The organism is Halomonas sp. AOP5-B2-8 (assembly GCF_052376475.1).
In the GTDB taxonomy this organism is placed as follows: Bacteria; Pseudomonadota; Gammaproteobacteria; order Pseudomonadales; family Halomonadaceae; genus Vreelandella; species Vreelandella casei.
The window spans coordinates 718,498-743,634 of record NZ_JBQSVS010000001.1 but is presented as its reverse complement, the minus strand read 5'-3'; the positions used below and the strand labels follow the sequence as shown (position 1 = coordinate 743,634).

The window sequence follows — 25,137 nt, the reverse complement described above, 5'->3', positions numbered from 1 at the left end:
ATCCTCGGCGTTTACTTGACGATAGTGCTAGGGTATTAGCTAACCACAGCCACTAAAAGCGGAGCCTATCGTGCTGTCATTCGAACATTTCTATTCCACGTTACCTGAACCCTTGTGGATTGAAAGCCAGGCAACGCCCGTGGCTCGCCCTGAACTGATTGCTTTTAACGCCCCACTTGCCCAGATGCTGGGCGCTAAAGAAGTGCCTGACCCTGCCACGTTAGCCCAATGGTTCAGCGGCAATCAGCCCATGCCCGGTGCTAAGCCGGGTGCGTTGGGCTATGCGGGCCATCAGTTCGGCAACTTTGTGCCGCAGCTGGGCGATGGCCGTGCGCTGTTGTTGGGGGAAGTGGTTGATCAGAACGGCACCCGCCGTGATGTGCAGCTAAAAGGCAGCGGCCGTACGCCGTTTTCCCGCGGTGGCGACGGCCGTTCGCCGCTAGGCCCCGTGCTGCGTGAATACCTGGTCAGCGAGTTTATGGCTGCGGTGGGCGTACCAACCACACGTGCACTGGCAGCGGTAGCCAGCGGCGAGCGAGTGGCGCGGCAGATGTCTGAACCTGGGGCGGTATTTACTCGCGTGGCGAGCAGCCATATTCGCGTGGGCACGTTTCAGTTTGCCGCCTCTCGTCGAGACGGTGCCGTAATAAAAGCGCTGGCGGATCATGTCATTGCCCGCCACTACCCGGATGCCGCCAGTGCGGAAGATCCGTATCTAGCGCTATTAGAGGCGGTGGTCGCCCGCCAAGCGCTGCTGATTGCGCGCTGGATGAGCGTCGGCTTTATCCACGGCGTGATGAATACCGATAACTGCAGCATTGCCGGTGAAACCATCGACTACGGCCCCTGTGCGTTTATGGAGCAGTTTGATCCGCAAAAAGTGTATAGCTCTATCGACCAAGGGCGGCGCTATGCGTTTGCCAATCAGCCCGCGATTGCGCAGTGGAACTTGGCTCGCTTTGCTGAAACGCTGCTGCCGCTCATGAATGAGCAGGGCGATGCGCTGGTAGAGCAGGCCACTGCCGCACTTCGCCATTTCGATACGCTATTTCAACAAGAGCAGCGCCGCTTGGATGCTGACAAACTGGGCCTCTCACCAGAAAGCGAGCAGGCAGTGCCGCTGATGAAAGGCCTCGAAAGCCATATGCATCAGGGGCGCATGGATATGACCGCGACTTTTGATGCGCTTACTCGCTACGCTTGCTCTTTGAGTAATGAGAACCGTGAGGCGCTGCTGGCGCTAACGACTCAGCCTAACGAGTTAACCGCTTGGCTAGAGACATGGCAGGCCGAGCAGAGCGCCAGCCAAGATAGCCAGCGCCTTACCGCGATGCGGCGTGCCAATCCTGTCATTATTCCTCGTAACCACCGAGTTCAGGAAGTGATCAATGCTGCTTACGACGGTGACTTTGCACCGTTCCACACTCTGTTGGCGGTGGTAACGAAGCCGTTTGATGGGTCGGTTGAAGCCCGCCGTTTAGCGGCGCCTGCCACAGAAAACGAGCAGGTTCTCAGGACATTTTGCGGCACCTGAGCTGGCGTTTCTTGTGGTAAACTGTGTTTTTTTACAGTTGGAAGGGTAGCCGGTGCGCAAAATTATTCACTGCGACTGTGACTGCTTTTATGCAGCGGTGGAAATGCGCGATAACCCCGCGCTGCGAGACATTCCGATTGCCATTGGCGGCAGCGTTGAGCAGCGCGGCGTGGTCGCTACCTGTAACTATCCCGCTCGCGTGTTTGGTATCCATTCGGCCATGCCGATGGGGCAGGCGCTCAAGCGCTGCCCGCATCTGACCGTAATTCGCGGCGATATGGCCAAATATAAAGAGGTTGCCCGCCAAGTTTTCGCGATTTATCGCGACGTCACTGAGCTGATTGAGCCGCTGTCTTTGGATGAGGCATTTTTGGATGTTTCAGACATCACCTTGCATCACGGTAGCGCAACGCTCATGGCAGAAGCGATCCGCGAGCGGGTTAGCCGCGAAGTAGGCATTACGGTCTCGGCAGGGGTAGCGCCCAATAAGTTTCTGGCTAAAATCGCCAGCGATTGGAACAAGCCCAACGGGCTATGTGTGATCACGCCGGATGAAGTTGATAGCTTTGTGCAGCAGCTGCCGGTCAAGAAAATTCACGGCGTTGGCCCTCGCACGGCAGAAAAGCTATCCGGGCTTGGTATTCAAACCTGTACCGATTTACGCACGCGCTCACTGACCGAACTTGTCGAACACTTTGGCCGCTTTGGCCGGCGCCTGCATGAGCTAAGCTGGGGGCGAGATGAGCGGCCGGTGAAAACGCACCGTGAGCGTAAATCGGTCAGTACCGAGCAAACCTACGCACAAGACTTGCCTAATCTCGACGCCTGCCGTCGTGAGCTGCCCGCGCTGATCGAGGATTTAGAGCGGCGCTATGCACGTCTTGACCCGCCGTTGGCGGTGCGAGGACTGATCGTTAAAGTAAAATTTAGCGATTTCACTCAAACCACCGTCGAACATGCCGACCCAGCGCCTAATCTTGACCAGTTTGAAACCTTACTGAAGATTGGCTGGGCCCGCGGTGAACGCCCGGTACGCCTGCTGGGCGTGGGGTATCGGCTGGCGGAAAGCAGTCAAGAGCATCAGCTGCCGCTATTTTAATTAGCACGTTAACACTTATGTGGATTGACGCTCTGTGAGGGGCAGGATAAAACAGACATATGATAGATGGCCAAGCCATTGCTGATTTACTCTTATCGACGAGCCATGCCATGCCTGCTGAGACGACTTCACGCCCACGTTTAGTGTTTGCCCACGCCAATGGTTTTCCAGGGCTAAGTTATCGCAGCCTGCTAGACCCGCTGGCAGAAACGTTTGATCTTCATCCCGTAGACCGCCTGGGCCACCATCCGGATTACCCCGTTAATCATAACTGGGGTAATTTGGTGGATGAGCTGCTTAGCTACCTGCCGGAAGGCGATACGCCGCTGCTAGGCGTGGGCCATTCGCTGGGCGGTACCTTGATGGCCATGGCTGCGGATAAGCAGCCTGAGCGCTTTTGCGGTGTGATCATGCTCGACCCGCCGTTGATGCTCGGAACGGATGCTTGGGCCATGAAAGCCGCCAAGCGGTTTGGATTTATTGATCGAGTCACGCCTGCCGGTAAAACCCTGGGGCGGCGCACCGCGTGGCCCAGCCGCGAGATAATGGCCAGCTCACTCGGTCGCCGAGGCTTGTTTCGCCGCTTTACCCCGGAAGCGCTCAACGACTACATTGAAGCAGGGACGCGGTTGTTAGATGACGGCAGCGCGGAGCTGACGTTTAATCCGGAGATTGAGGTGGAAATTTTTCGCCACCTGCCTGACCACCTTTCGCGGCTGCCCAAGCGGCTGGGCGTGCCGATAGAATTAGTGGCGGGCACAGAGTCGCACTTGTTAACGGCGTCGCGCATCAAGCGTTTAAAGCGCAAGGGCCTAACGGTCAGCGAGGTTTCGGGTACGCACATGTTCCCGATGGAGCATCCGGATGAAACCCGTGCCGCCATTTTGGCGGCCTGGCAGCGTTTATCCAGCGTCGGGAAAACGTCACATACTATGTAAAGAGCCACGTAAGGAGGCGTTATGTATCTTTCCGTACAGCTTAGCTATTACCCACTGGCCGATGATTTTAAGCCGGTAGTAAAAGAAGTCGTCAAATGCTTGGAAGCGACTGGATTAGAAGTACACCTGAACCGTATGAGCACTCAGGTATTTGGGGAGTTCGATGCTGTGATGACGGCGTTGGGTGAGGTGATGAAGTGGTCGTTTGAGACCCACGGTAAAGCGGTATTTACGGCGAATTTTATTGAAGGCGATCGCCGGCCGCGTTAAAAAATAAATGCCGCCAGATTTGGGCGGCATTTGCTTGTACGCTAATAGCGCTTAGGTCAGCGACTCCAAGCAGGACTCAATAATATCCAGCCCTTCGTTGAGTACGTCGTCTTCAATAGTGACCGGCATCAAAAAGCGGATAGTGTTGCCGTACATGCCGCAGGAAAGCAGAATCAAGCCTTCTTCGCGGGCTTTCTTACACAGCGCTGCGGCCAGCTCGGCATTCGGCGTGTGGTCTGTTTTATTCGATACCAGTTCGAACGCCGCCATTGAGCCCATGTTGCGCACGTGGTCGATGCATTCAAACTTGCCTGCCCACTCGGTGAAGCGCTTTGAAAGCTTCTCGCCCAAGGCTTGGCTCTTCTCAAGAATGTTCTCTTCTTCAAACACTTCCATCACCGCCAGCGCGGCTGCGCAGGCAGTGGGGCTGCCGGTGTAAGTGCCGCCTAGGGAGTTAGGGCCAGAAGCATCCATCACTTTATCGGTACCCACGATGGCAGAGATCGGCATGCCGTCGGCCATACTCTTGGCCATGGTCATGATGTCTGGCTCAACGCCGCTGTGTTCGATAGCAAACATCTTACCGGTGCGGCCAAAGCCCGACTGCACTTCATCGATGATCATTAAAATGCCGTGCTCATCGCAGATTTCACGGATCTTGGTCAAAAAGCTGGTGGATGCCGGATAAAAGCCGCCTTCACCGAGTACCGGTTCAAGCACAATCGCCGCAGTGTCTTTGGGGTTGGCGTCCGTTTTTAGCGTCATCTTTAAGCCGCGAATGGCTTCGTCTTCGCTAACGCCGTGGTAAGGCACTGGGTAGGGTGCGCGGAAAACGGTGCCCGGCATTGGGCCGAAGTCGCTCTGATACGGCGCCACCTTGCCGTTCATCGCCATCGTGAAGAAGGTGCGACCATGGTAGCCGCCGTCAAAACAAATCACGTTGGAGCGACCGGTAGCGGCGCGCGCGATTTTAACGGCGTTTTCCAGCGCTTCGGCGCCGGAGTTAGCCAGCATTACTTTGGCATGGCCACGTACCGGAACGAGGTGGCTGAGCTTTTCGGCGACTTTGACGTAGCCTTCATAAGGCATAACCGTCTGGCAGGTGTGCATTAGCTTATCAAGCTGGGCTTTAACCGCGGCGACCACTTTAGGGTGGCGGTGGCCTACGTTGAGCACGCCAATGCCGCCTGCAAAGTCGATAAAACGGTTGCCGTCAGCGTCCCAGATTTCAGCATTTTCAGCACGATCGGCAAAGGCCGTCGCCGGGCTCGCGGCGCCCGCGGCAACGTATTTATGTTTTAGCTCGTTGAGTTCGGCATTACTGCTCATAGCTCATTTCCTGTTGATGAGGGTTGTTCTTTCAGCATAGTAGGTAATAGAGCACGTATATAGTATGCAAAAGCGACAGGCTTGCTCTTTGTTCGCCGTTGAGCACGGTTGAGTAGTTGTTCACGCTTTTCGGCGAAAAAGGTTTGCCATGAAAGAGATCGCCCCAGCCATTTGGTCGGGGCGATCTCGTGTTACCGCTAGCGAAGTGAGCGATCAGGAATCGCTTTGCTCCGGCAGAGCGTAGGCGATCACGTAGTCGCCGGTGGGGGTTTCCATGAAGTGGTGGCCCGTCGCCACGATCACCAGATACTGTCGTCCGTTGGCTTCATAAACCATCGGGTTGGCCTGGCCGCCCGCAGGTAGCGCAGCTTGCCACACGGTTTCACCCGTTTCGATATCGATTGCCCGGATAAGATCATCAGTTGCCGCAGCGATGAAGATCAAACCGCCGGCCGTGACCACGGAGCCACCGTTATTGGGCGTGCCGATGTCGATCGGTAGGCCGGAACGGATGCCCCAAGGGCCATTGGCACGCGCGGTACCGAACGGTCGATCCCACAGCGTGTCACCGGTCGCAAGTTCTATAGCGCGGATATGACCATAAGGAGGTTGCTTACACAACATCCCCGTAAAGGGCACGCGCCAGCCAGCGTTCACGTTGATCGCATAGGGCGTGTTGGCCTGCGGATCACCCGCACCTTCGGCGCCGCCGGTATCTTCATCCAGCTCTTCACGCGGAACCCAGCCACGCTCATTGGCAACGTCACGCGGCACCAGCTCGTTATAGTTGGGCATGTCGTTGTAGTTAGCAATGATCACGCCCCGGCGCGGGTCGATCGCAACGCTACCCCAGTCGGAGCCACCGTTATAGCCGGTGTACTGAACCCAAGGCTGGTCAGCAGTCGGCGGGGTGTACATACCTTCCCAGCTTGCCTGGCGATACTGAATGCGGCAGAAAAGCTGATCAAAGGGCGACATGCCCCACATGTCCTTCTCGGTGATATCCGGCTGACGCAACGTAGCGTAGAGCGAGAAGGGCTGCGTTTCGCTGCGCATCTCGGGCTCGGCACCACCTTGCGGTACCGGGCGCTCTTCCGCACCGCCGCCCAGCAGCTCACCAGTCTCGCGGTTGAAGACGTAGATCTCACCTTGCTTGGTCGGCATCACCAGCGCCGGCACATTGCCATCGTCGGTGGGGAAGTCGATCATTGTAGGCTGGGAGCCTGGGTCATAATCCCAGACATCAACGTGAGACGTTTGGAAATGCCATGCAGGCAGGCCTGTTTCCACGTCAAGAGCGACCATGGACGCTGCCCACTCGTTTTCTTCTTCGGTGCGCGAGCTGCTCCAGTAGTCGCCGGCAGCATTGGCCATCGGCAGATAGACCAACCCTAGGCTGCTATCACCGGCGGCGATCGTCCACATGTTGGGCGAACCGCGCGTATAGATTTCATCACCGGTCAGCGGTTCGCTCTGGTCGGGGCGACCTGCATCCCAGGCCCAGCGCTGCTCGCCGGTCACCACGTCATAGCCCTGAATCACGCCGGAGGGTGGGTAGCGACGCTGGCCATCGAGCACCTGGTGTCCTGTCACAAGGACATCGTTGACGACGACAGGCGGCGAGTTTATGGCAACGTAGCCTGGTGGCGTCTCGCCCATATTGCGCTTTATATCGACCTGGCCGTTGTCACCGAAATCTGTACAGGGCTCGCCGTTAGCGGCATCGACCTGAATCAGGCGACCGTCTAGGGTGCCGGAGATAATGCGCGTGCGGCAGGCCTGATCGTCATTGGCGACGACGGGAGTCGGCGTTTCGTTCTGTGGCGCGTTGTCTTCGCCATCTTCCTGTTCGCCACTGGCCGCGATCTGCTCACCCTGACTGGCAGCGTTATCATCGCTCTCCGGAGCAGCGTAGTTTTCGGGCACTTCGTAGTAGGTCACACCCCGGCAAGCGGCGGTGTAGGGGATGGAGTCTTCAGAAACCACCGGATCGTAGCGCCAGTTCTCTTCACCAGTGGCTGCATCAAGAGAAATCAAAATGTTGCGCGAAGTACACAGAAAGACGTTATCACCGATTTTTAGTGGTGTTGTCTCAGCACCCCACCGGTGGTCGAGTAAGTCGCCAGTGCGATATTCCCAGGCCACTTCGAGATCGCCTACGTTATCAGGGTTGATCTGCTCGAGCGGAGAGTAGCGCGTCGCAGCGGAATCACGGCCGTAGGCAACCCAGTCCTCGTCAGCGGGGGCATCTGCAGGTTGGGCATCGCCCATGTCAGTCGCCAGCGAGCCTTCTGCCATTGCGGGTACATCGGCAAAGTGCTGATAACCACGGCCGGGTAGGAATGCCAACGCGCCGGCTATGATCAGTCCCAATACCATCACGCCCGCAACGGAGAAGCTGGATTTGCGCCCGGGACCACCTCTTAGGCAAGGGGCCACTAAGGCAACTAGAATGGCCAGGATCAATACAACATCCAGGCGGGGAATCCAGCGCCAGTAGTTAAGTCCCGATTCCCACGCGGCCCAAAGGAAAGTGCCAATAAAGACAAGCGCGAAAATGTAAGCGCCGGACACGTGCCCTCGGATCAGCTGAGTCCCAGCTACGAGCGTTGCCGCACCGGCGATTAGGTAATACCAGGAGCCGCCGAGTATTGCCAGATAGAGCCCGCCGCCGCCAAGAGCGAGACCGACAAGTGCAACTATAACCCCCACGAATTTGGCGAAAAATCCGCCAGAACCGCGAGAGGGATTGGAATGAGCCAATGTTTTCTCCCTTGCATGATATTACTTGTTTTCCGCCGCCCAAAAATAGGTTCGTCACGGATAGATTGATAAGCACATTACAACACTAATAGGGTAGCGCAAATTGACGGTAAATCTATCTTACGCAGCCACTTCATGACAATAAATCACACCACTCATGCGCTATGTATATATTTTTTATTAAAGTATAATTAATTTTTTACCGATAATGGTTGCGTGCCCAAATAGACACAAAAAAGGCGCCTGGTGAGGCGCCACAAAGGGGAAGATATTTCATCAGTGCGGGCTAAATAATGCCCGCCTCACGAAGAGCGGTACGCTGCTCTGGTGTAATGCCGAGCTCATCCAATACGTTTTCGGTATGTTCACCCAGGTGCGGTGGCGCCGTTGAGGCACTCATTTGCTTACCGTTGAAGCGAATGGGGTTGGCTACCAAATCTACGTGGCCTGCCTGGGCGTGGGGCAGGGTTTGCTTAAGCCCGCGAGCTTTGACGTGGGGGTCGTCAAATACTCGGTCTAGCGTATTAATCGGGCCGCAGGGTACGCCTACCGCTTCAAAGGCAGCGAGCCATTCATCGGTGCCGCGTTGAGCCAGTGCCGCTTCCAGCTGTGGAACCAGCAATGCGCGCTGGTTAACCCGTGCGCCGTTAGTCGCGAAGCGCGGGTCTTCAGCCAAGCTTGGCAGTGAAAGCACGGTACAAAAGCGCTTGAACTGTTCGTCATTGCCCACAGCGACAATAATATGGCCGTCCTGGGTAGCAAAGGCTTGATAGGGCACGATATTAGGATGAGCGTTACCTAATCGCTGAGGCACATTGCCCGAGGTTAGATAGTTAAGCGCCTGATTGGCGAGCACGCCGACCTGCACATCCATGAGCGCCATATCAATGTGGCAGCCAACGCCGCTATCACGGCGTTGATAAAGCGCCGCAAGCACCGCGTTGGCGGCATAAAGCCCGGTAAAAATGTCGGTAAATGCTACGCCGCTTTTGACCGGGCCGCCGCCGGGTTCATCGTCTGGCTTACCCGTCAGGCTCATTATGCCGCCCATCGCTTGGATCATAAAGTCGTAGCCCGCGCGGTGGGCGTAGGGGCTTTCCTGACCAAAACCGGTAATTGAGCAGTAAATCAGTTTAGGGTTTAATGCCTGCAGGCTCGCGTAATCCAGGCCGTAACGCTTTAAACCGCCCACTTTAAAGTTTTCTATCAGCACATCCGATTGAGCGACAAGTTGCTTAATCACCGCTTGGCCTTCGGGCTTGGCCATATCGACGGTTACTGAGCGCTTGCCACGGTTAGCGCACAGGTAATACGCCGACTCTTCTGTGCCAGCCAGCCAAGGAGGGCCCCAATGGCGGGTATCATCACCACTGCCCGGGCGCTCAATCTTAATCACATCCGCCCCCATGTCCGCGAGCATTTGTCCGCACCATGGCCCGGCCAGCACCCGAGAGATATCGAGTACTTTAATCCCGGCCAGAGGCTTGGTTGGCTCGCTTAATAGAGGCTTGCTCATAACAGCTGCTTCCTTGGCTAATGACGATTAAAGGCTATTGTTCAGAGTTCTATTAAGCCTAAGTCTATTAAAAGAACGACTGAATGCCCGTCTGCGCACGGCCTAGAATCAAGGCATGCACGTCGTGAGTACCTTCGTACGTATTCACCGACTCTAAGTTGACCATATGCCGAATGACGCCGTACTCGTCGGAAACACCGTTGCCGCCGTGCATGTCACGGGACTGGCGAGCGATATCCAGCGCTTTGCCGCAGTTGTTACGCTTGATCAGCGAGACCATTTCCGGCGCCCAGTTGCCGCTGTCCATCAGGCGGCCAACCTGCAGCGCTGCCTGCAGGCCCAGGGTAATTTCGGTCTGCATATCGGCCAGTTTTTTCTGGATGAGCTGATTAGCAGCTAGCGGGCGGCCAAACTGCTTGCGGTCCAGCGTGTATTGACGCGCGGCGTGCCAGCAGAACTCAGCGGTGCCCATGACGCCCCAAGCGATGCCGTAGCGGGCTTTGTTCAAACAGCCAAACGGGCCTTTCAGACCGCTGACGTTAGGCAGCAGGTTCTCTTCAGGAACGAAGGCGTTGTCTAGTACGATCTCACCGGTAATCGAGGCGCGCAGCGATACTTTGCCTTCAATTTTGGGCGTACTGAAGCCTTCAGTGCCGCGCTCAACGATAAAGCCTTTAATCTGGTTGTCGTGAGCCGCTGACTTGGCCCATACCACCGCGATATCGGCAATAGGGCTGTTGGTGATCCACATTTTGGCGCCGGTTAGGCGATAGCCGCCGTCGACTTTCTCTGCGCGCGTAATCATGCCGCCCGGGTCTGAGCCGTGGTCGGGTTCGGTCAGGCCAAAGCAGCCAATCATCTCGCCGCTGGCAAGCTTGGGCAGGAATTTTTGCTTCTGTTCTTCAGAGCCGTAGGTTTCGATGGGGTACATCACCAGCGAAGACTGCACGCTCATGGCTGAGCGGTAGCCAGAGTCAACGCGCTCAACTTCACGAGCAATCAAACCATACGCGACGTGGTTAACGCCCGCGCCGCCGTACTCTGGGGAAACGGTGGCGCCAAGCAGGCCAAGTCCGCCCATCTCGCTCATGATTTCACGATCAAAGCGCTCTTCGCGGAAGGCAGTTAGCACGCGGGGCTGAAGATTTTCTTGGCAGTAATCATAGGCTGCATCACGAATCTGGCGCTCTTCGTCCGTCAGCTGTTGTTCCAGTAGCAGCGGGTCGTCCCAGTTAAAATGCGTCATGGCGTAAATTCCTCGATTCGTTATGCAGGCGCTATAAATCGCCCACAGCAATGGATTGGCTGCAAAGTAGCATAAGGCCAATGTATCGCCGTTAATTTAAAATATCTACATTTTTTTAAAACGCAGAATTTATTTTGGAAGTGACACGCTTAAACCGACATGCTTATTCGATGCCGCGCGCTTTGAGAACGCGGGTAATAATCGGAACCGGTGTCATCAGGTGGTCGCGCATCAGGGTGCCGGCCTGAGCGGTGTCGCGGGCTAAGATGACATCCACCAGCGCTGAGTGCTCTTGGCGCTTAAGTTCTAGCGCCTGGGGCGACATCACGGTTTCTTGCAGCCACAGGTGGCGGTAGCGCTCTACCTGATCAAACAGCGTGTTGCGCATCTGCAGCAGGTGAGGGGAGTTGCAGCCGCTGGCAATCGCGGTGTGAAAGGCTTTATGGCGCTGGTCCCAGATTTCGAGAAGGTCATCGGGCGTGTTGATGTCGGTGACTTTCGCTAATAGGTGAGCGGTAGCCAGCACCGTGGCTTCCCAGTCGTCGTTGCCGCGCTCTATGGCTAGGCGCAGAATCAGCCCTTCAAGCTGGGCACGGGCATCGTAAATATCGTTGAGCTCGGCCAGCGACATCGGGGCCACGCGATAGCCGCGTTGGCTGATCGCCACCACTAAGCGGTCTGCCACCAGTTGGGAAAGCGCTTCGCGCAGCGGCCCGGTGCTCGCGCCGTAATGTTCTTTAAGGTGCGTCATTAGCAGCTTTTGTCCCGGCGCATAGCAGCCGCGAATAATGTCATGCTTAAGCTGACGATAAGCGCTGATGGCTAAATTTTGACGGGGACCGCTTGGCGCGCTAATGTTTTTTTCCTTAAAGGTTGGCGTTTGACTATCGGATTCCATTTCAGTATGGCTCCTGAGCGAGTAGCGGTACATTGTGAAAGATTGTCAGCTATTATCAATAAATATTAACTATTTGGCAGAGGTTAAGAGATTACTAACGTATTTCAGTATTGTTGTCGGCGGATTATTTCTGATGACCATGCTGACATTGCTCGCGGTTGTGGGCGTTGTGATGTCGTTAAACGTTAATAATGGCCAATTAGCATCTAACGCTTAAGCCGTGCTAACTTCTCCTCCACCGCGTTTGCTTAGCCGTTTGATTGCCCGGCAGGCGCTGGGGCTCCAAAACCTCCTTTATCGTCAACCATACCTATAAGTCCAAGCAGGACGGAGGAAATGCTCATGCGAACTCTACGCTCTCTATACACCACAGCAGCTGCCGCATCGTTGCTCGCGGTCGCGCTACCCGCTAGCGCCCAACAACTTTCAATTGCGACCGGTGGCACCGGCGGCGTGTATTACCCTATCGGCGGTGGTTTCGCTGAAATGATCAATAACCATATCGAAGGGGCTCAGGCGACGGCGGAAGTTACTGGTGCGTCGGTTGAGAATATGGGGCTGATCATGCGCGGCGACGCGGATTTAGCGCTGGCGCTGGCTGATACGGTCTATCAGGCGTACACCGGTACCGGTGACTTTGACGGGCGTCAGGTCGAAAATACCCGTGCGCTGGCCTCTGTGTATCCCAATGCCGTGCAGCTGGTTACGCTAGCAGAGTCGGATATTAAATCGATTGCAGATTTGGCCGGTAAGCGCGTTTCTGTGGGTGCACCGGGCAGCGGCACTGAGCTTAATGTGCGTGCGTTGCTTGAATCCAATGGCGTTGACTACGAAGACTTTACGCCTCAGCGCCTTAACTTCAATGAAACCGCCGATGCGATTCGCGATGGCGATATCGACGCTGGTTTCTGGAGCGTAGGGCCGCCCACCAGTTCAATTCTTAACCTAGCCGCCACGCGTGATATTCGTCTTATTGGCTTCTCTGACGAAGAGATCGCTAACGCGCAGGCAGAAGAAGAGGTGTTTGCACCGTATGAGCTAGCCGCCGGTATGTATGACGGCATGGATGAAGCGGTTCAGACGATCGGTATTCCTAACGTATTGGTGGTTAACGCCGATATGGACGAAGAGTTGGCGTATCAGCTTACCCAGCTGCTGTTTGAAAACACCGACGAGCTAATTGCTGTTCACCCTGCGGCTAATGACACCACCGTTCAGTTCACTATGGACTCTACGCCGGTGCCGTTACACCCAGGTGCGCTGCGTTATTTCGAAGAAGTTGGCGCTGACATCCCGGATCGCTTGCGTCCGTAACGGCTAAAGGACACCACCATGCAGTGGCAACATCGACTGGTGGCGCTACTGATTGCATGTTTACCATTCGCCGAAGCGGGGGCTTCCCCCGCTTCGGCGACGCCGTTTATGCGATTAGCAGTGACAACCGAGCAAGGCGACGTCTTGGTGGATGAAACGGTCCCTCTTGGCGGCCGCTGGTGTATTAAGTGGCAGCACTCTGTGGAGCACTTCACCGTACTTGACTGCTATCGAAATGCGGCAGGCGTGATGCAGTTAGAACGTAGCCATCAACCTGACTTCGCTGCAGGGCTTGGGCATATCTTTGGCCGTGGAGAGCAGGTCTCAGACGGTGAAGGCGGCTACTGGATTAATGCGATTGACGAGCCTGTCGCCAATAATCGCTATCTACTAAGAGTCGGCTCGCCTGCCGTCAATCATCGAGTGGTGTGGCCAGACGGCGAGCATCCTCAGGTAAGCTTGAGCGCCCTCGCCGCTGGGCAGCGCGTGACCATTCAGCTAGCCGCTCCTCACGCCTCCCCGCGTGAATAAAAACGACATTAGTTAACGCTTCCGAGGACTTCATGAACGAATCCAATCAACCGCCGACCGTAATACCAGGCGGTAATGTGATTCAACCCCGCATGGTGCTGTGGTTGATCACCATTGTGGCGGTGGGACTTTCCCTTTTTCAGCTGTATTCCGCAGGTATCCAGCCGTTAGGGTTGTTTTATCAGCGCAGTATTCACCTGGCATTGATCATGATGCTGGCATTTTTAATGTTTCCAGCCTTTGGCCCCACCGGTAAACGTGGCGTCGTTGGGTGGGGAGTTGATCTCGTATTTCTAGCCGGGGCGATCGTCACCGGCGGCTATTTAGTGTTCAACCTGGATGAGATTTTCAGCCGAGCAGGTTTTTGGAGCAGTACCGATATTCTGGTCGCCTGTATTGCGACCGTGACGGTGCTAGAAGCGAGCCGCCGCGCGGTGGGTTTCGGCATGACCGTGATCGGCTTGATTGCCATTGTGTATGCCTTTGCCGGGCCGCGGGGCGAGCTGCCGTGGTTGGGCGAGTGGATGCCGGGCATCCTGGAACATCGCGGCTATAGCATTGACCGCGTGGCTGGCCAGCTTTACTTGGGCCAAGAGGGTATCTTCGGCCTGCCGCTCGGCGTGGCGGCCACCTATATCTTTATCTTTGTACTGTTTGGCGCTTTTTTGGAATGTACTGGTGCGGGTAAGTTCTTTATAGACATGGCGTATGCCGCCACCGGTCGCCAGCGCGGCGGGCCGGCCAAGGCTGCGGTGCTAGCCTCCGCGGGCATGGGATCTATTTCCGGCAGCGCGATTGCCAACGTTGTTACCACCGGCGCGTTTACTATTCCGCTAATGAAAAAACTGGGCTACAAAGCCAAACAGGCGGGGGGGATTGAAGCCGCGGCCTCAACCGGTGGGCAGATTATGCCGCCGTTGATGGGGGCGGGTGCTTTCTTGATTGCCGAGTACACCAATACGCCGTACTTGGACATTGTGAAAGTCAGTATTTTGCCGGCGATTATGTATTTCTCGACGGTCTATCTGTTTGTCCACATCATTGCTCTTAAGCAAGGCATGCAGGGGCTGCCGAAAGAAGAGCTGCCGCAGATGCGCCAAGTTCTGAAAGATGGCTGGCACTTCTTGCTGCCGCTAGCCGTGCTGGTCTGGCTGCTGGCGCTGAGTATGTCGCCTATGCGCGTGGGCTACTATGCGGTGGTCACCATGGTAGCCGTGGCGGTACTGCGCTATGCGCTGTGGTTTTTCTTTGTGGCGCCGAGCCAGGGTCAGCCGGTAACGTCGACGTCGATTAAAAACGTTATCCGCGCGGGATTTGCCAAGCTTATTGAAGGTTTAGAACTCGGTGCGCGCAACGCGGTGTCCGTCTCAATGGCCTGCGCGGTTGCCGGTATTATCGTTGGCGTTGTGGGTTTAACCGGTTTAGGCCTGAAATTCTCGTCGATGATGCTGGCCTTCTCTGGCGGCAATATCCTGCTCGCGCTGCTGATGGTGCTCTTGGCAAGCTTAGTACTAGGCATGGGCCTGCCGGTAACGGCGAGCTATATCGTGCTGATTGTGTTAGTTGGCCCGGCGCTTACCCAGGAGTTTGGGATCCCGCTGCTGGTCGCTCACCTGGTGGTGTTCTGGTACTCCCAGGACTCTAACGTGACGCCGCCCATCGCCTTGGCAGGTTTTGCCGGGGCGGCGATAGCCGGCAGTAAACCGATGGAAACGAGCTTCCAGGCGTGGAAGTTTGCCAAAGGGCTGTACCTGATTCCGCTGTTTATGGTGTTCAACCCGGAAATCATCATGGGTGGGCCTGTGCCCGTTGTCATCTGGAACGGCATCATCGCCATCCTGGCATTAGGTGCTTTTGCAGCGGCCTTGGAAGGGTATCTGTTTACGCGTATGTCGTGGCTACCTCGCCTGGCGATTACGGCGGCGATTATTGGCGTTTTCTATCCTAACCTCATGACCGAGATTGCCGGTGTTGTGGTGATGATTGTGGTAATTGGCGCTAACTGGCTGGCCAGTAAGCGCCAGCCGCAAGCGCCTGTCGTTAATGGCTAATAACTAATGGCGATAGCCGCAAAGACGCTGAGTAAGTAATAAAAAAAGGCCCGGAGATATTCTCTCCGGGCCTTTTCGCTATTGCGCCGTGGCGTAGGGATTATCCGCTAGCGTTAGAAGATTGACTCTGCTGTGCCTGAGCCTTGCGAGCCACTGGCTTCTTCCAGCTCGCGACTGATGCGGCGCTGCTGGTAGTCCGGCAAGTGATCACGATGGAACAGCTCGGTGAGGCCGCCTGGCTGGTCGTCAGTTAAGCGACGGCCAGTATCCGGATCAACGCGCGCAGTCACAATCGTATCAGGGCGTTCTGGCACGGCAAGCGGCGTGCCTTCCAGCGCATCACCCATGAACTCTACCCAAATCGGTAAGGCGGCACCGGCACCATACTCAGCGAGGGTTTCGTTGCTGTCTTTACCGACCCACACCGTGGTGACGAGATCGCTGTTAAAGCCCGCGAACCATGCGTCGCGCAGGCTGTTCGTGCTGCCCGTTTTGCCCACGATGTCTTCACGGTTCAGGCTTAGTGCACCGCGGCCAGTGCCCGAGGTGATAACGTCACGCAGCATGTCGCGCAGAATATAAACGGCGGCCGGGTCGGCTACCCGTTTGGCGATGGGGTATTCGCGGCCATCAATTTCTACCGTTTCCTGATCTTCTGCACAGCTTGGGCAAGCCACTTGAGGCGTCGCTTCATCAATCAATTCGCGATCATCGTTGCGGGTAACGCGTTCAATAAACCAGGGCGCCACTTGGAAGCCGCCATTGGCAAGAACGGCGTAGGCGTTGGTCATCTCCATGGGCGTTAAGCTCGCGCTGCCTAGCGCTAAAGCCAATCCGTGTGGCAACCGGCCTGGCGCAAAACCGAAGCCTTCCAAGTAGTTAATCGTGTGATCTAAGCCCATCGTCTGCAGGACGCGGATAGTCACTAGGTTGCGTGAACGAGCCAGCGCAGGGCGTAATCGCATCGGCCCTTGGAAGTCTCGGCTAGAGTTCACCGGGCGCCATAAAGAGTTGCTGCCGTCGTCGAGTACTACCGGCGCGTCATTGACCACGCTTGCGGCATTCATCTCGCCATCTTCAAGGGCCGCCAAATAAATGAATGGCTTGAAGATAGAGCCTGACTGGCGCTGAGCCTGTACCGCGCGATTGAACTTGCTGGCGTTAAAGTCAAAGCCACCTTGAAGCGCGAGAATCGCGCCGGTGCGCGGGTCTTGGGCGACCAGCGAGCCTTCGGCATCCGGGCGTTGAGAAAGACGCAGTGAGCCATCTTCATTCTTAATCACGCGAATCATGTCGCCACGGACGGCAATTTGATCCGCCGAGCTGGGTTCTGCCCCACGGCCGCGTGGGCTAAGGTACTTTTGTGCCCAGCTTAAACCCGCCCATGGGATCGTTTGTAGCCCGTCGTTGCGGGTAAGTACTTTCATTTCCCGGCCGCTGCTTTCTACTACGATGGCGGGTTTCAGCAGGCCGTAGTTGGGCGTGCGTTCAAGTACTTGAACCCAGTTACTGACGTCGCCATCAATCCCTTCGACTTCCGTTTGGCTACGCTGGGCGGCCTGACGGGCGGTTTGACGAATTTCGGGTGACTCAGAAAGCTCCTCTTCAAGGCCTTGAGTTGCGGTTTGCTCTTGCGCTTCGACTAAGCTGGCAGCAATTTCACGCTGCTCTGGCCCGCGCCAGCCATGGCGCAGGTCATAGGCGGTCAGACCATCGGCGAGTGCTTTTTGAGCAAAGGGCTGTAGCTCGCTATTAATAGTGGTGTAGATGCGGTAGCCGCCGGTATAGGCGTCATCGCCAAAGCGCTCAACCGCGTACTGACGCGCCATTTCTGAAACGTAGTCAGCATCAACTTCGGTTTGCGTGTAGTGACGGCGGGCAGTCACCGGATCCTGAACCGACGATTGATAGGTGCTCTCGTCGATATAGCCTAACTCGCGCATGCGAAAGAGAATCCAGTTGCGTCGAATAAGCGAGCGTTCTGAATTCGCCAGAGGGTTGAACGCGGAGGGCGCTTTGGGTAACCCCGCAATCATCGCCGTTTGCGCGAGAGTCAATTCAGCCAGTGGCTTGTCGTAGTAGGTTTCAGAGGCCGCTGCGATGCCATAGGCACGGTTGCCCAAGAAAATCTTGTTAACGTAAAGCTCGAAAATTTCTTCTTTGCTGAGCACTTGCTCCATTTGCAGCGCCAGCAGAATTTCACGAATCTTACGTGTAAAGGTTTGATCCAGTGTCAGCATGTAGTTACGGGCGACCTGCATGGTGATGGTCGAGCCGCCTGACTGGATAGACCCACCACTGCTAACCAGCTCCACTGCGGCCCGGGCTAAGCCACGAGGGTCGACGCCGGCATGATCAAAATAGTTGGTGTCTTCGGCAGCGACCAAGGCATTGACCATATCCTGCGGAATTTCATCGAAGTCGACCGCCACGCGCCGCTCCTCACCAAATTCGCCAATCAGCTTACCGTCTTGCGTAAAGATTCTCAGCGGAGTGTGCAGCTCAAAGTCCTGCAGTTGACGAACGTCGGGTAAGCCCGGCGCAAAATAAATAGCCGCAGCCACCACGGCCAGCACGGTGGCGCCGACCAATGACACGATGAGAAAAAATAGCGACACAATAAGGGTTCGAAGAAACGTCATGAACAAAGAGCACCCTGGAGAGAATAAAAAGATCGGCGTTTGAACGGCCGCATCATGTAATTGGCTGCCATTATAGGAAGCTGAGGCGGCGGCCACCAGTGTTGATATGTTGTAAGTTCGTTCGCGTGAGTCTTAATTAAAAATAAGGTAACCTCGATTCACGTGATCAGCAGGTGGAGCTTGACCTACTATGCGCTTTATGAAATCCGATAAAGGGTTGATCGGTATAGACATTACGTCGGCGAGTGTAAAACTGCTGGAGCTAGCGCAGTGCCGTGGTAGTTACCAAGTAGTCAGTTATGCCGTTAAACCGCTGCGCGAAAGTACGATAATTGAACGTCGTATTCGTGACATTAATGACGTTACCAGTACGCTGAAACGCGCTTTAGACCATGCGCAACCCCATACGCGTCAAGCCGCCGTCGCCATTCCTGCGAGTGCGGCCATCACTAAAACGCTGAGTTTTCCTATCGAGCTGCGTGAAGACGAGATAGAAGAACGCATTATGGCCGAATACGACCGCCATGTTCCTTTTCCGTTCAATGACGTTGCTTTTGATTTTAAATGCCAGGGCCCTGCGCCGCTTGATGAAGGGCAGCAGCAGGTGGGCCTGGTGGCCTGTCGCCAGCGCGACGTTATCCAGCTTGCTGAGACGTTAGAGCGCGCAGGTCTTGAGCCTGCGGTTGTGGACGTTGACACCTTTGCTTTGGCGCGCTCGCTGGGTGAATTGCGTGGCCAAACGCACGCAGGTGATTCAGCTGGCGATGTTGGTGTGGCCTGTATTGGCGTCGTCGATATTGACGCTGCAACGCATGTTTTTCACGTCTTGCATGGCCAGCATGTTGTCTATAGCCGCAGTACGGCGTTTGACGATAGGCCGCTAACTAGCCCTTTACTCGAAGCCATTGCTCAGCAGGTTATGCGAGCCTTACAGCGCTACCACATAAAGGCGCATCAGCAGCCAATACAACATATCGTTTTGGCCGGTGTATCAAGCGTCATGCCTGGCCTGGCTGAACGTATTGCTAACCATAGTGGTACGCCGGTCACCATCGCTAATCCCTTTCAGCACATGCAGGTCAATAAACGTTTAAATCTTCAAGCCCTGATGAATGATGCGCCGACGATGCTAACCGCCGGTGGCTTAGCGATGAGGGTGAATCAATGAGAGTCTGCCTGTGAAGATGGCTATTAATCTGCTGCCTTGGCGGCAGGCACAGCGTGAGCGGCGAACGCGACAATACTATGTCGCTGTGGCGGTCATGCTGCTAGTAGGCGTGGTGATTGGGCTGCTCATTTCTCAATTTTATCAGCTTAAGCTGGCCGCTCAGCAGCAGCGCAACGCGCTTATTAGCAGCCACATTGAGCGTCTGCATGCGGATATTGACAGCGTATCGCGCGTGGAGCGCGATGCTGCGCGGCTAAACGAGCAAATAGCCGTTTTTCAAGCGCTGCAGTCTACGCGCACCGATACCGTGCACCTGTTTAATAACGTGGCGAATAGCGTTGTGAGCGGCGTGGTCTATCAGCGGCTCTCGAGAAGCGATAATAGCATCAGCGCAACGGCGGTTGCGGGCAGCGCCCGGCAGGTGTCCGAGCAGCTTCGTCGTATTGCCGCACTATCGGGCTTGGGCGTGCCAGTGCTTTCGGCGCTGGAGAGTGAGCAGGACGGCGCGGGCCGCGTGTTTCATTTCGACGTTGAACAGGCGGCGCTATGAGTTTTCAGCGCGACCACTGGGCCATTGAATGGCAACGCTTGCGCGAGATTGACTGGCGAGGGTTAGACGTCAAAGAGGCCGGTAACTGGCCGTGGCTATTAAAGGTTTTGAGCTGCGGTGTAACGCTGCTAGTGACGTTGGGCGTGATGCTATGGCTAACGGTGAGTGAACAGCGCGATGCCTTCATGGCCGCGCAGCGCCAGGAAGTCCGGCTGTTAAGTGAATACCGCAGCCGAGTGTCTGAAGCCGCCTTCTTGCCGGAACGGCGTGACCAGTTGGCCGTCTTAGAAGCGCAGGTGGCGCACTTTCACACGATGCTTCCCCGCGATGCGGAAATCCCCTCACTGCTCGATAGTATCAGTGATGCCGCGGCGGATAGCCGCCTGATAATTGACACTATCTGGCTGCGCCCTGCGTTGGAGCAGCCGCACTATATAGAGCAGCCGCTGGATATTCAGGTACGCGGCGGCTATCACCAGCTGGCGCGTTTTATCGCCGATATCGCGTTGCTGCCACGCATGGTAACCCAGCATGACTTCACCTTGGCGCCCGTTGAGGGGCACGGCGATATGCTGCAGCTGTCGCTCCTTGCCCGCACCTATCGCTATCCCGAAAACAGTGTTCAGCCACTGGATGAGGGGGCCGAAGTGCTATGACGCCAAGGCAACAGCAGCGACTTGTGAAGCATGCCGCGCCGATGGTGATGTTGTTGAGTTCAGCGGCCTTGCTGATGGGGTGTGTGGAGCCTGATTTAGACCCATTGGTCCAGACGCTGTCTGATATCCGACAGTCGCCGGTAGGCGAGCCGCCATCAATAAGCGTGCTAGAGCCTGAAAGCGCTTCGTTAGACTACTTATATAGCAATCAGCGCAGCCCCTTTTTGGTGCCACAGGCGACAGCTGAGGATGGCAATCAGCGCAGCGGCCGTGTGCAAGCGCCGAACCCACAGCGTGCCTCGCAGCCATTAGAGCAATTTCCTCTGCAAGAGCTTCATCTGGTGGGCACGATGGCAATGGCGGGGCGCCGAGTAGCGTTAATTGCATCGCCCGATGGCGCCGTGACCAGTGTTAAAGAAGGCGACTACATGGGCACTAACGATGGGCGAATTGCACAAATAGACGCGCAAGCACTGTATCTCACCGAACAGGTGCTTACTCAGCAGGAAGGTTGGCAGGAGCGACAGGTATCGCTCGTCATTATCGAAGACGACTTGTAACTGGATAATAGCTTATGACAGTGACCGCTTGGCGACGAAGATTCTTTGCGAAGATAGCCGCACGCTTGCCTCCGCTATTGGCTTCATTATGTATAGCAATAGGCGCATCCGTATCGATGGCGTTGCCTTCATGGGCCGCTGGGTCGGTGTTGACCGATATCGACGTGCTGCCTGCGCAAAGCGGAGGGATTAACGTTGATCTTTATTTCTCCGGCGGCGTGCCCGAGCTGCGCAGCTATCGTTTAACGGCGCCACCTCGGGTCACGCTTGATTTGGCTGCTACGCAAAATGGACTCGCCCATCGGCGTGTTGACGTGAATCGCGCTGGCATTGAGCGGATCGTCGCCCTGGAAGGCAATGGGCGAACGCGTCTGGTCGTTAATCTGCGCGAGGCGCAGAGTTTCACTTCGAGCGTGCTGGAAGATCGTCTACGTATTCGCTTTGAGGCTGACCCTCATGGCGCTAATAGCGAAGCTGCCGCGGCGCTTGAAACCGACGAGGGGCCGCATATAGAAAACATTGATTTTCGACGCGGCCAGGACGGTGCCGGTCGGCTCATTGTTACCTTTGATCGTGAAGATGTTGACGCCAGCGTGGTTGAAAATAGCGCACAGGCCGTGCTCGTTGAGCTGCCCGGTGTCTCCCTCCCTGACGCACTGAATCATATCTACGATGTCACTGATTTTACCACTCCAGTCACGCGCATTACGCCTCGATCAGAGCCGCGCAGTACCCAGCTAGTGATCGCAACGGAGGGGGCTTTTGCGATGATCTCCTCGCAAAAGGGGCGCACGTTGACGGTTGATGTACAGCCGGTCAGCCAAGCGCCGCCTTCTGCTCAAACGCAAGAGAAGAGCTTTGACGGCGAACTGCTGAGTCTTAATTTTCAAGATGTTGAGGTTCGCTCAGTGTTAGCGACGCTGGCCCAGTTTACCGGCCTTAATCTGGTCACCAGTGATAGCGTGGACGGCCGCGTGACGCTTAATTTAAATGATGTGCCTTGGGATCAGGCGCTGGCGCTGATTTTACAAACCCAAGGGTTGTCGAGCCGTGAGCAGGGCAATGTGATATTGGTAGCGCCCGCTCATGAGCTGGCTGACTTAGAGCGCCAGGCGCTGGAAGCTCGCCATCAGCGTGAAACGCTGTTGCCACTGGTGACCGAGTTTATCGAAATTAAATATGCGCGGGCCGACGATTTGGCTCAGCTGTTAAGCGGGGGCGGAAGCGACGGCTTCGGGCTGCTGACTGAGCGTGGTCGGGTGAGCGTTGATCATCGAACCAATACGCTGTTAGTGCAGGATACCGCAGCGCAGGTGCGCGATATTGCCCGCACGATTGATCGCTTGGACGTCGCCGTTCGTCAGGTGCAAATAGAAGCGCGCATTGTTATCGCGCGGGACACCGCGTCGCGTGAACTGGGTATTAACTGGGGTATGTCGAGTACGCGAGGCTTTCAACAAGGCGATGATGGCGCATTTCGGCGGCGAAATATTAATCCCAATAACATTAACCGGGCGCAGGGCGGCCTGGCCGTTGACTTAGGGACGGCATCAGGGCGTGGCACCGGCTTTAGCTTTGGCTATTTGTCGGGCGATATTTTGTTGGATCTGGAGCTACGCGCCCTGGAAAGTGAAGGTAAAAGCCAGACTATTTCGCAGCCTAGAATTATTACCGCCAATCAGCGTACGGCCAGGATCAGCCAGGGTGAGGAACGCGCTTTCCAGCGCGTAGATGGCAATGACAATCTGGACACCGAGTTCAAAGAAGCCGAGCTTTCACTGGAAGTCACCCCGCAAATCACGCCGGATAATCGCATTATTATGGATCTGGTGATCAAAAATGATAGCTTTCGTGAATCAGAATTTGGCGGTGAGCCGCCGATTGATACCAATCAAATTGAAACCCAAGTATTGGTAGATAACGGCCAAACGGTGGTGTTAGGCGGTATTTTAACGACAGAAGAGCTTCGCCAAATTGCCAAGACTCCGCTCTTGGGCGACATTCCTTTGCTGGGTAGGCTGTTTCGCTATACCGAAGAGAGCAATGAAAAGGTAGAGTTGTTAGTCTTTATTACTCCACGACTCCTTGACGATGGCTTGACGGTTCGCTGATGCAGGATTTACCTAATCTATTTCTTATTGGCCCCATGGGGGCTGGCAAAAGCACTATTGGTCGCCTGCTGGCGGCCGAATTGTCGCGCCAATTTTATGACAGTGACCACGCTATACAGGATCGGTGCGGGGCGGATATCCCGTGGATTTTTGATGTCGAGGGCGAACAGGGCTTTCGCCTGCGAGAAATCCATATGATTGATGAGCTGACCCAGCTTTCTTCCGTGGTTGTCGCCACTGGCGGTGGCGCGGTGCTGCGCGAAGAGAACCGCCGGACACTGCGTGATCGAGGTACGGTCGTTTATCTACTCACGACCGTTGATCAGCAGCTCAAACGCACGGCGAAAGATCGCAATCGGCCGTTGTTGCAGTGCGCTAATCGTGAGCAGGTGCTCATCGATATGTTTGCCCAGCGTGATCCGCTTTACCGAGCGACCTCGGATATTGCCGTGCGCACAGACCGGCGCAGCCCCCGGGCGGTGGTGAATGAAATATTGCGACGGGTATACCGGTTGGTTGATCCCTTGGAGCCATCACCCGTCAAGCACACTGCGGAAACGCTTAACCATAAGGTATTTCCATGACCGCTACTGTCGATGCACGGCGTACGCTTCACGTTGACTTAGGTGAACGCAGCTATCCCATTCATATCGATACGGGGCTCATTGGGCGCGCCGATGCTTTGACGCCCTATTTGGCCGGTCAGCAGGTGATGGTTATCACCAATGAGACGATCGCACCGCTGTATCTAGACAAGCTCTGCGCTAGCCTGCCTGATGATGTCGAGGTGCGCACGCTGGTGCTGCCGGATGGCGAACAGTACAAAACCATTGAATACGTCAGCCGGATTTGGGATGCGCTATTGGAGGCAGGCTTTAATCGCCGCTGCACTCTGGTCGCGCTAGGCGGCGGAGTGATTGGCGATATGGTGGGCTATGCTGCCGCTTCCTATCAGCGTGGCGTCGCGTTTATTCAAGTGCCGACCACGCTACTTTCTCAAGTGGATTCGTCGGTGGGAGGCAAAACGGGCGTTAACCATCCGCTGGGCAAAAACATGATTGGCGCTTTCTGGCAGCCTAAAGCGGTGCTGGTAGATATCGAGTCGCTGAAGAGTTTGCCGCGTCGTGAGCTGTCGGCAGGGCTTGCCGAGGTCGTTAAATATGGGTTTATCCGTGACGAAGCCTTTTTAAGCTGGCTGGAAACCAATATGTCGGCGCTGCTGGATGTCACGCCCGATGTCATCGCCGAAGCCATCGCACGCAGCTGCCAAATCAAAGCGGATATCGTTGCCGAAGACGAAACCGAGCAGGGTGTGCGTGCACTACTGAATCTAGGCCACACCTTTGGCCATGCTATTGAGGCGCATCAAGGTTACGGCAACTGGCTTCACGGTGAGGCAGTGGGTACGGGTATGGCCATGGCCGCGACGCTTTCCAAGCAGCTAGGTTGGATTGATGAGGCGATGCTTGTCCGCAGCCTGGCGGTCATTGAACGCGCGGGGCTGCCGTTAACGGCACCGGCGAACATGTCCAGCGAAGACTTTTTAACGCGCATGCGGCTAGATAAGAAAAATATCGATGCCAAGCTGCGCCTGGTGCTGCTCAATAGCTTGGGCGATGCCTGCGTCAGTGACGCCACGCCGATGTCGGTATTACAAGCACTGCTGGATGACTATCCGCGCCGCTAGGTGGCGAAAGTAAGTGCATCAGTAAGTAAACAAGTAAGAACGTAAGCTAGCAAAGCCCGCCTTCCATTGTCGCTCCCTAAGCTAAGCGGCGATGAAAGGCGGGCTTTTTGGTGTTCGCTTCCCAATCAATTAACGGTTTTTAAGATAATCGGCATGCCTTATGCGCTATCGGCATGGGATGAGTAAGCATTTTGAGACTAAAGTCTAATGGTGGTTTTTTATCGTTTAAATACCGTTGTGCGTACTTGCAAGTATTTGAAGTCTATGTATTTTT

The 25,137-nt window shown here is 55.7% G+C and carries 20 protein-coding genes; 14 read left to right on the top strand and 6 right to left on the bottom strand.

All coding sequences use genetic code 11. From position 1 onward, the window contains the following. Window positions 1–70: 70 nt before the first annotated feature. The 4 genes from ACT3RP_RS03290 to ACT3RP_RS03275 all read left to right on the top strand — a co-directional run bounded on the left by ACT3RP_RS03290 (window position 71) and on the right by ACT3RP_RS03275 (window position 3,841). Window positions 71–1,534, top strand: coding sequence for a protein adenylyltransferase SelO (locus ACT3RP_RS03290; protein ID WP_483393226.1), 1,464 nt, complete (start codon window positions 71–73; stop codon window positions 1,532–1,534). A gap of 52 nt (window positions 1,535–1,586) precedes the next feature. Next, a complete protein-coding gene (gene dinB, locus ACT3RP_RS03285; RefSeq protein WP_096282013.1) occupies window positions 1,587–2,633 on the top strand; it encodes a DNA polymerase IV in 1,047 nt (348 codons plus the stop codon). A gap of 110 nt (window positions 2,634–2,743) precedes the next feature. Next, complete coding sequence (locus tag ACT3RP_RS03280) at window positions 2,744–3,571, top strand: alpha/beta fold hydrolase (RefSeq protein WP_441684405.1); 828 nt, start codon at window positions 2,744–2,746, stop codon at window positions 3,569–3,571. Between the two features lie 21 nt (window positions 3,572–3,592). Further along, window positions 3,593–3,841: a YkoF family thiamine/hydroxymethylpyrimidine-binding protein gene (locus tag ACT3RP_RS03275; RefSeq protein WP_483393225.1), complete on the top strand. Its 249-nt coding sequence runs from the start codon at window positions 3,593–3,595 to the stop codon at window positions 3,839–3,841. Window positions 3,842–3,892: 51 nt separating this feature from the next. On the opposite strand, the gene gabT is transcribed toward ACT3RP_RS03275, so the two are convergent. The 5 genes from gabT to csiR all read right to left on the bottom strand — a co-directional run bounded on the left by gabT (window position 3,893) and on the right by csiR (window position 11,593). After that, window positions 3,893–5,170, bottom strand: a complete 1,278-nt coding sequence (gabT, locus tag ACT3RP_RS03270) for a 4-aminobutyrate--2-oxoglutarate transaminase (RefSeq protein WP_096282011.1) — start codon at window positions 5,168–5,170, stop codon at window positions 3,893–3,895. Between the two features lie 213 nt (window positions 5,171–5,383). After that, entirely contained in the window at window positions 5,384–7,933 is a 2,550-nt protein-coding gene (locus ACT3RP_RS03265) for a membrane-bound PQQ-dependent dehydrogenase, glucose/quinate/shikimate family (RefSeq protein WP_483393224.1), read from the bottom strand. A gap of 286 nt (window positions 7,934–8,219) precedes the next feature. Continuing rightward, a complete protein-coding gene (locus ACT3RP_RS03260; RefSeq protein WP_096282009.1) occupies window positions 8,220–9,449 on the bottom strand; it encodes a CaiB/BaiF CoA transferase family protein in 1,230 nt (409 codons plus the stop codon). 67 nt (window positions 9,450–9,516) lie between these two features. Next, window positions 9,517–10,695 (bottom strand): acyl-CoA dehydrogenase, encoded by a 1,179-nt coding sequence (locus tag ACT3RP_RS03255; RefSeq protein WP_483393223.1) that lies wholly within the window; start codon window positions 10,693–10,695, stop codon window positions 9,517–9,519. 163 nt (window positions 10,696–10,858) lie between these two features. Continuing rightward, entirely contained in the window at window positions 10,859–11,593 is a 735-nt protein-coding gene (gene csiR, locus ACT3RP_RS03250) for a DNA-binding transcriptional regulator CsiR (RefSeq protein WP_441684390.1), read from the bottom strand. Between the two features lie 342 nt (window positions 11,594–11,935). On the opposite strand from csiR, the gene ACT3RP_RS03245 reads away from it, so the two are divergent. The 3 genes from ACT3RP_RS03245 to ACT3RP_RS03235 are packed head-to-tail and all read left to right on the top strand — an operon-like array spanning window position 11,936 to window position 15,489. Continuing rightward, complete coding sequence (locus ACT3RP_RS03245) at window positions 11,936–12,907, top strand: TAXI family TRAP transporter solute-binding subunit (protein ID WP_096282006.1); 972 nt, start codon at window positions 11,936–11,938, stop codon at window positions 12,905–12,907. Window positions 12,908–12,925: 18 nt separating this feature from the next. Further along, window positions 12,926–13,438, top strand: coding sequence for a DUF1850 domain-containing protein (locus ACT3RP_RS03240; RefSeq protein WP_193062793.1), 513 nt, complete (start codon window positions 12,926–12,928; stop codon window positions 13,436–13,438). 32 nt (window positions 13,439–13,470) lie between these two features. Then, on the top strand, window positions 13,471–15,489 hold the full coding sequence (locus tag ACT3RP_RS03235) for a TRAP transporter permease (RefSeq protein ID WP_483393222.1): 2,019 nt from the start codon (window positions 13,471–13,473) through the stop codon (window positions 15,487–15,489). A gap of 113 nt (window positions 15,490–15,602) precedes the next feature. On the opposite strand, the gene ACT3RP_RS03230 is transcribed toward ACT3RP_RS03235, so the two are convergent. Continuing rightward, on the bottom strand, window positions 15,603–18,131 hold the full coding sequence (locus ACT3RP_RS03230) for a penicillin-binding protein 1A (RefSeq protein ID WP_193062789.1): 2,529 nt from the start codon (window positions 18,129–18,131) through the stop codon (window positions 15,603–15,605). A 190-nt stretch (window positions 18,132–18,321) separates the two neighbouring features. Between ACT3RP_RS03230 and pilM the strand changes: the two genes are divergently transcribed. From pilM to aroB, 7 genes are all read left to right on the top strand, one after another. Continuing rightward, window positions 18,322–19,299: a type IV pilus biogenesis protein PilM gene (pilM, locus tag ACT3RP_RS03225; RefSeq protein WP_441684391.1), complete on the top strand. Its 978-nt coding sequence runs from the start codon at window positions 18,322–18,324 to the stop codon at window positions 19,297–19,299. A 16-nt stretch (window positions 19,300–19,315) separates the two neighbouring features. Continuing rightward, window positions 19,316–19,849: a PilN domain-containing protein gene (locus ACT3RP_RS03220; protein ID WP_225734354.1), complete on the top strand. Its 534-nt coding sequence runs from the start codon at window positions 19,316–19,318 to the stop codon at window positions 19,847–19,849. Then, complete coding sequence (locus ACT3RP_RS03215; protein ID WP_193062785.1) at window positions 19,846–20,505, top strand: type IV pilus inner membrane component PilO; 660 nt, start codon at window positions 19,846–19,848, stop codon at window positions 20,503–20,505. The genes ACT3RP_RS03220 and ACT3RP_RS03215 overlap by 4 nt, the downstream gene beginning before the upstream one ends. Next, entirely contained in the window at window positions 20,502–21,065 is a 564-nt protein-coding gene (locus tag ACT3RP_RS03210) for a pilus assembly protein PilP (protein WP_483393221.1), read from the top strand. The genes ACT3RP_RS03215 and ACT3RP_RS03210 overlap by 4 nt, the downstream gene beginning before the upstream one ends. Window positions 21,066–21,181: 116 nt before the next feature. Beyond that, on the top strand, window positions 21,182–23,176 hold the full coding sequence (gene pilQ, locus ACT3RP_RS03205; protein ID WP_483393220.1) for a type IV pilus secretin PilQ: 1,995 nt from the start codon (window positions 21,182–21,184) through the stop codon (window positions 23,174–23,176). Further along, window positions 23,176–23,760, top strand: a complete 585-nt coding sequence (aroK, locus tag ACT3RP_RS03200) for a shikimate kinase AroK (RefSeq protein WP_483393219.1) — start codon at window positions 23,176–23,178, stop codon at window positions 23,758–23,760. The genes pilQ and aroK overlap by 1 nt, the downstream gene beginning before the upstream one ends. Continuing rightward, window positions 23,757–24,863, top strand: a complete 1,107-nt coding sequence (aroB, locus tag ACT3RP_RS03195) for a 3-dehydroquinate synthase (protein WP_483393218.1) — start codon at window positions 23,757–23,759, stop codon at window positions 24,861–24,863. The genes aroK and aroB overlap by 4 nt, the downstream gene beginning before the upstream one ends. The last annotated feature ends 274 nt before the right edge of the window (window positions 24,864–25,137 follow it).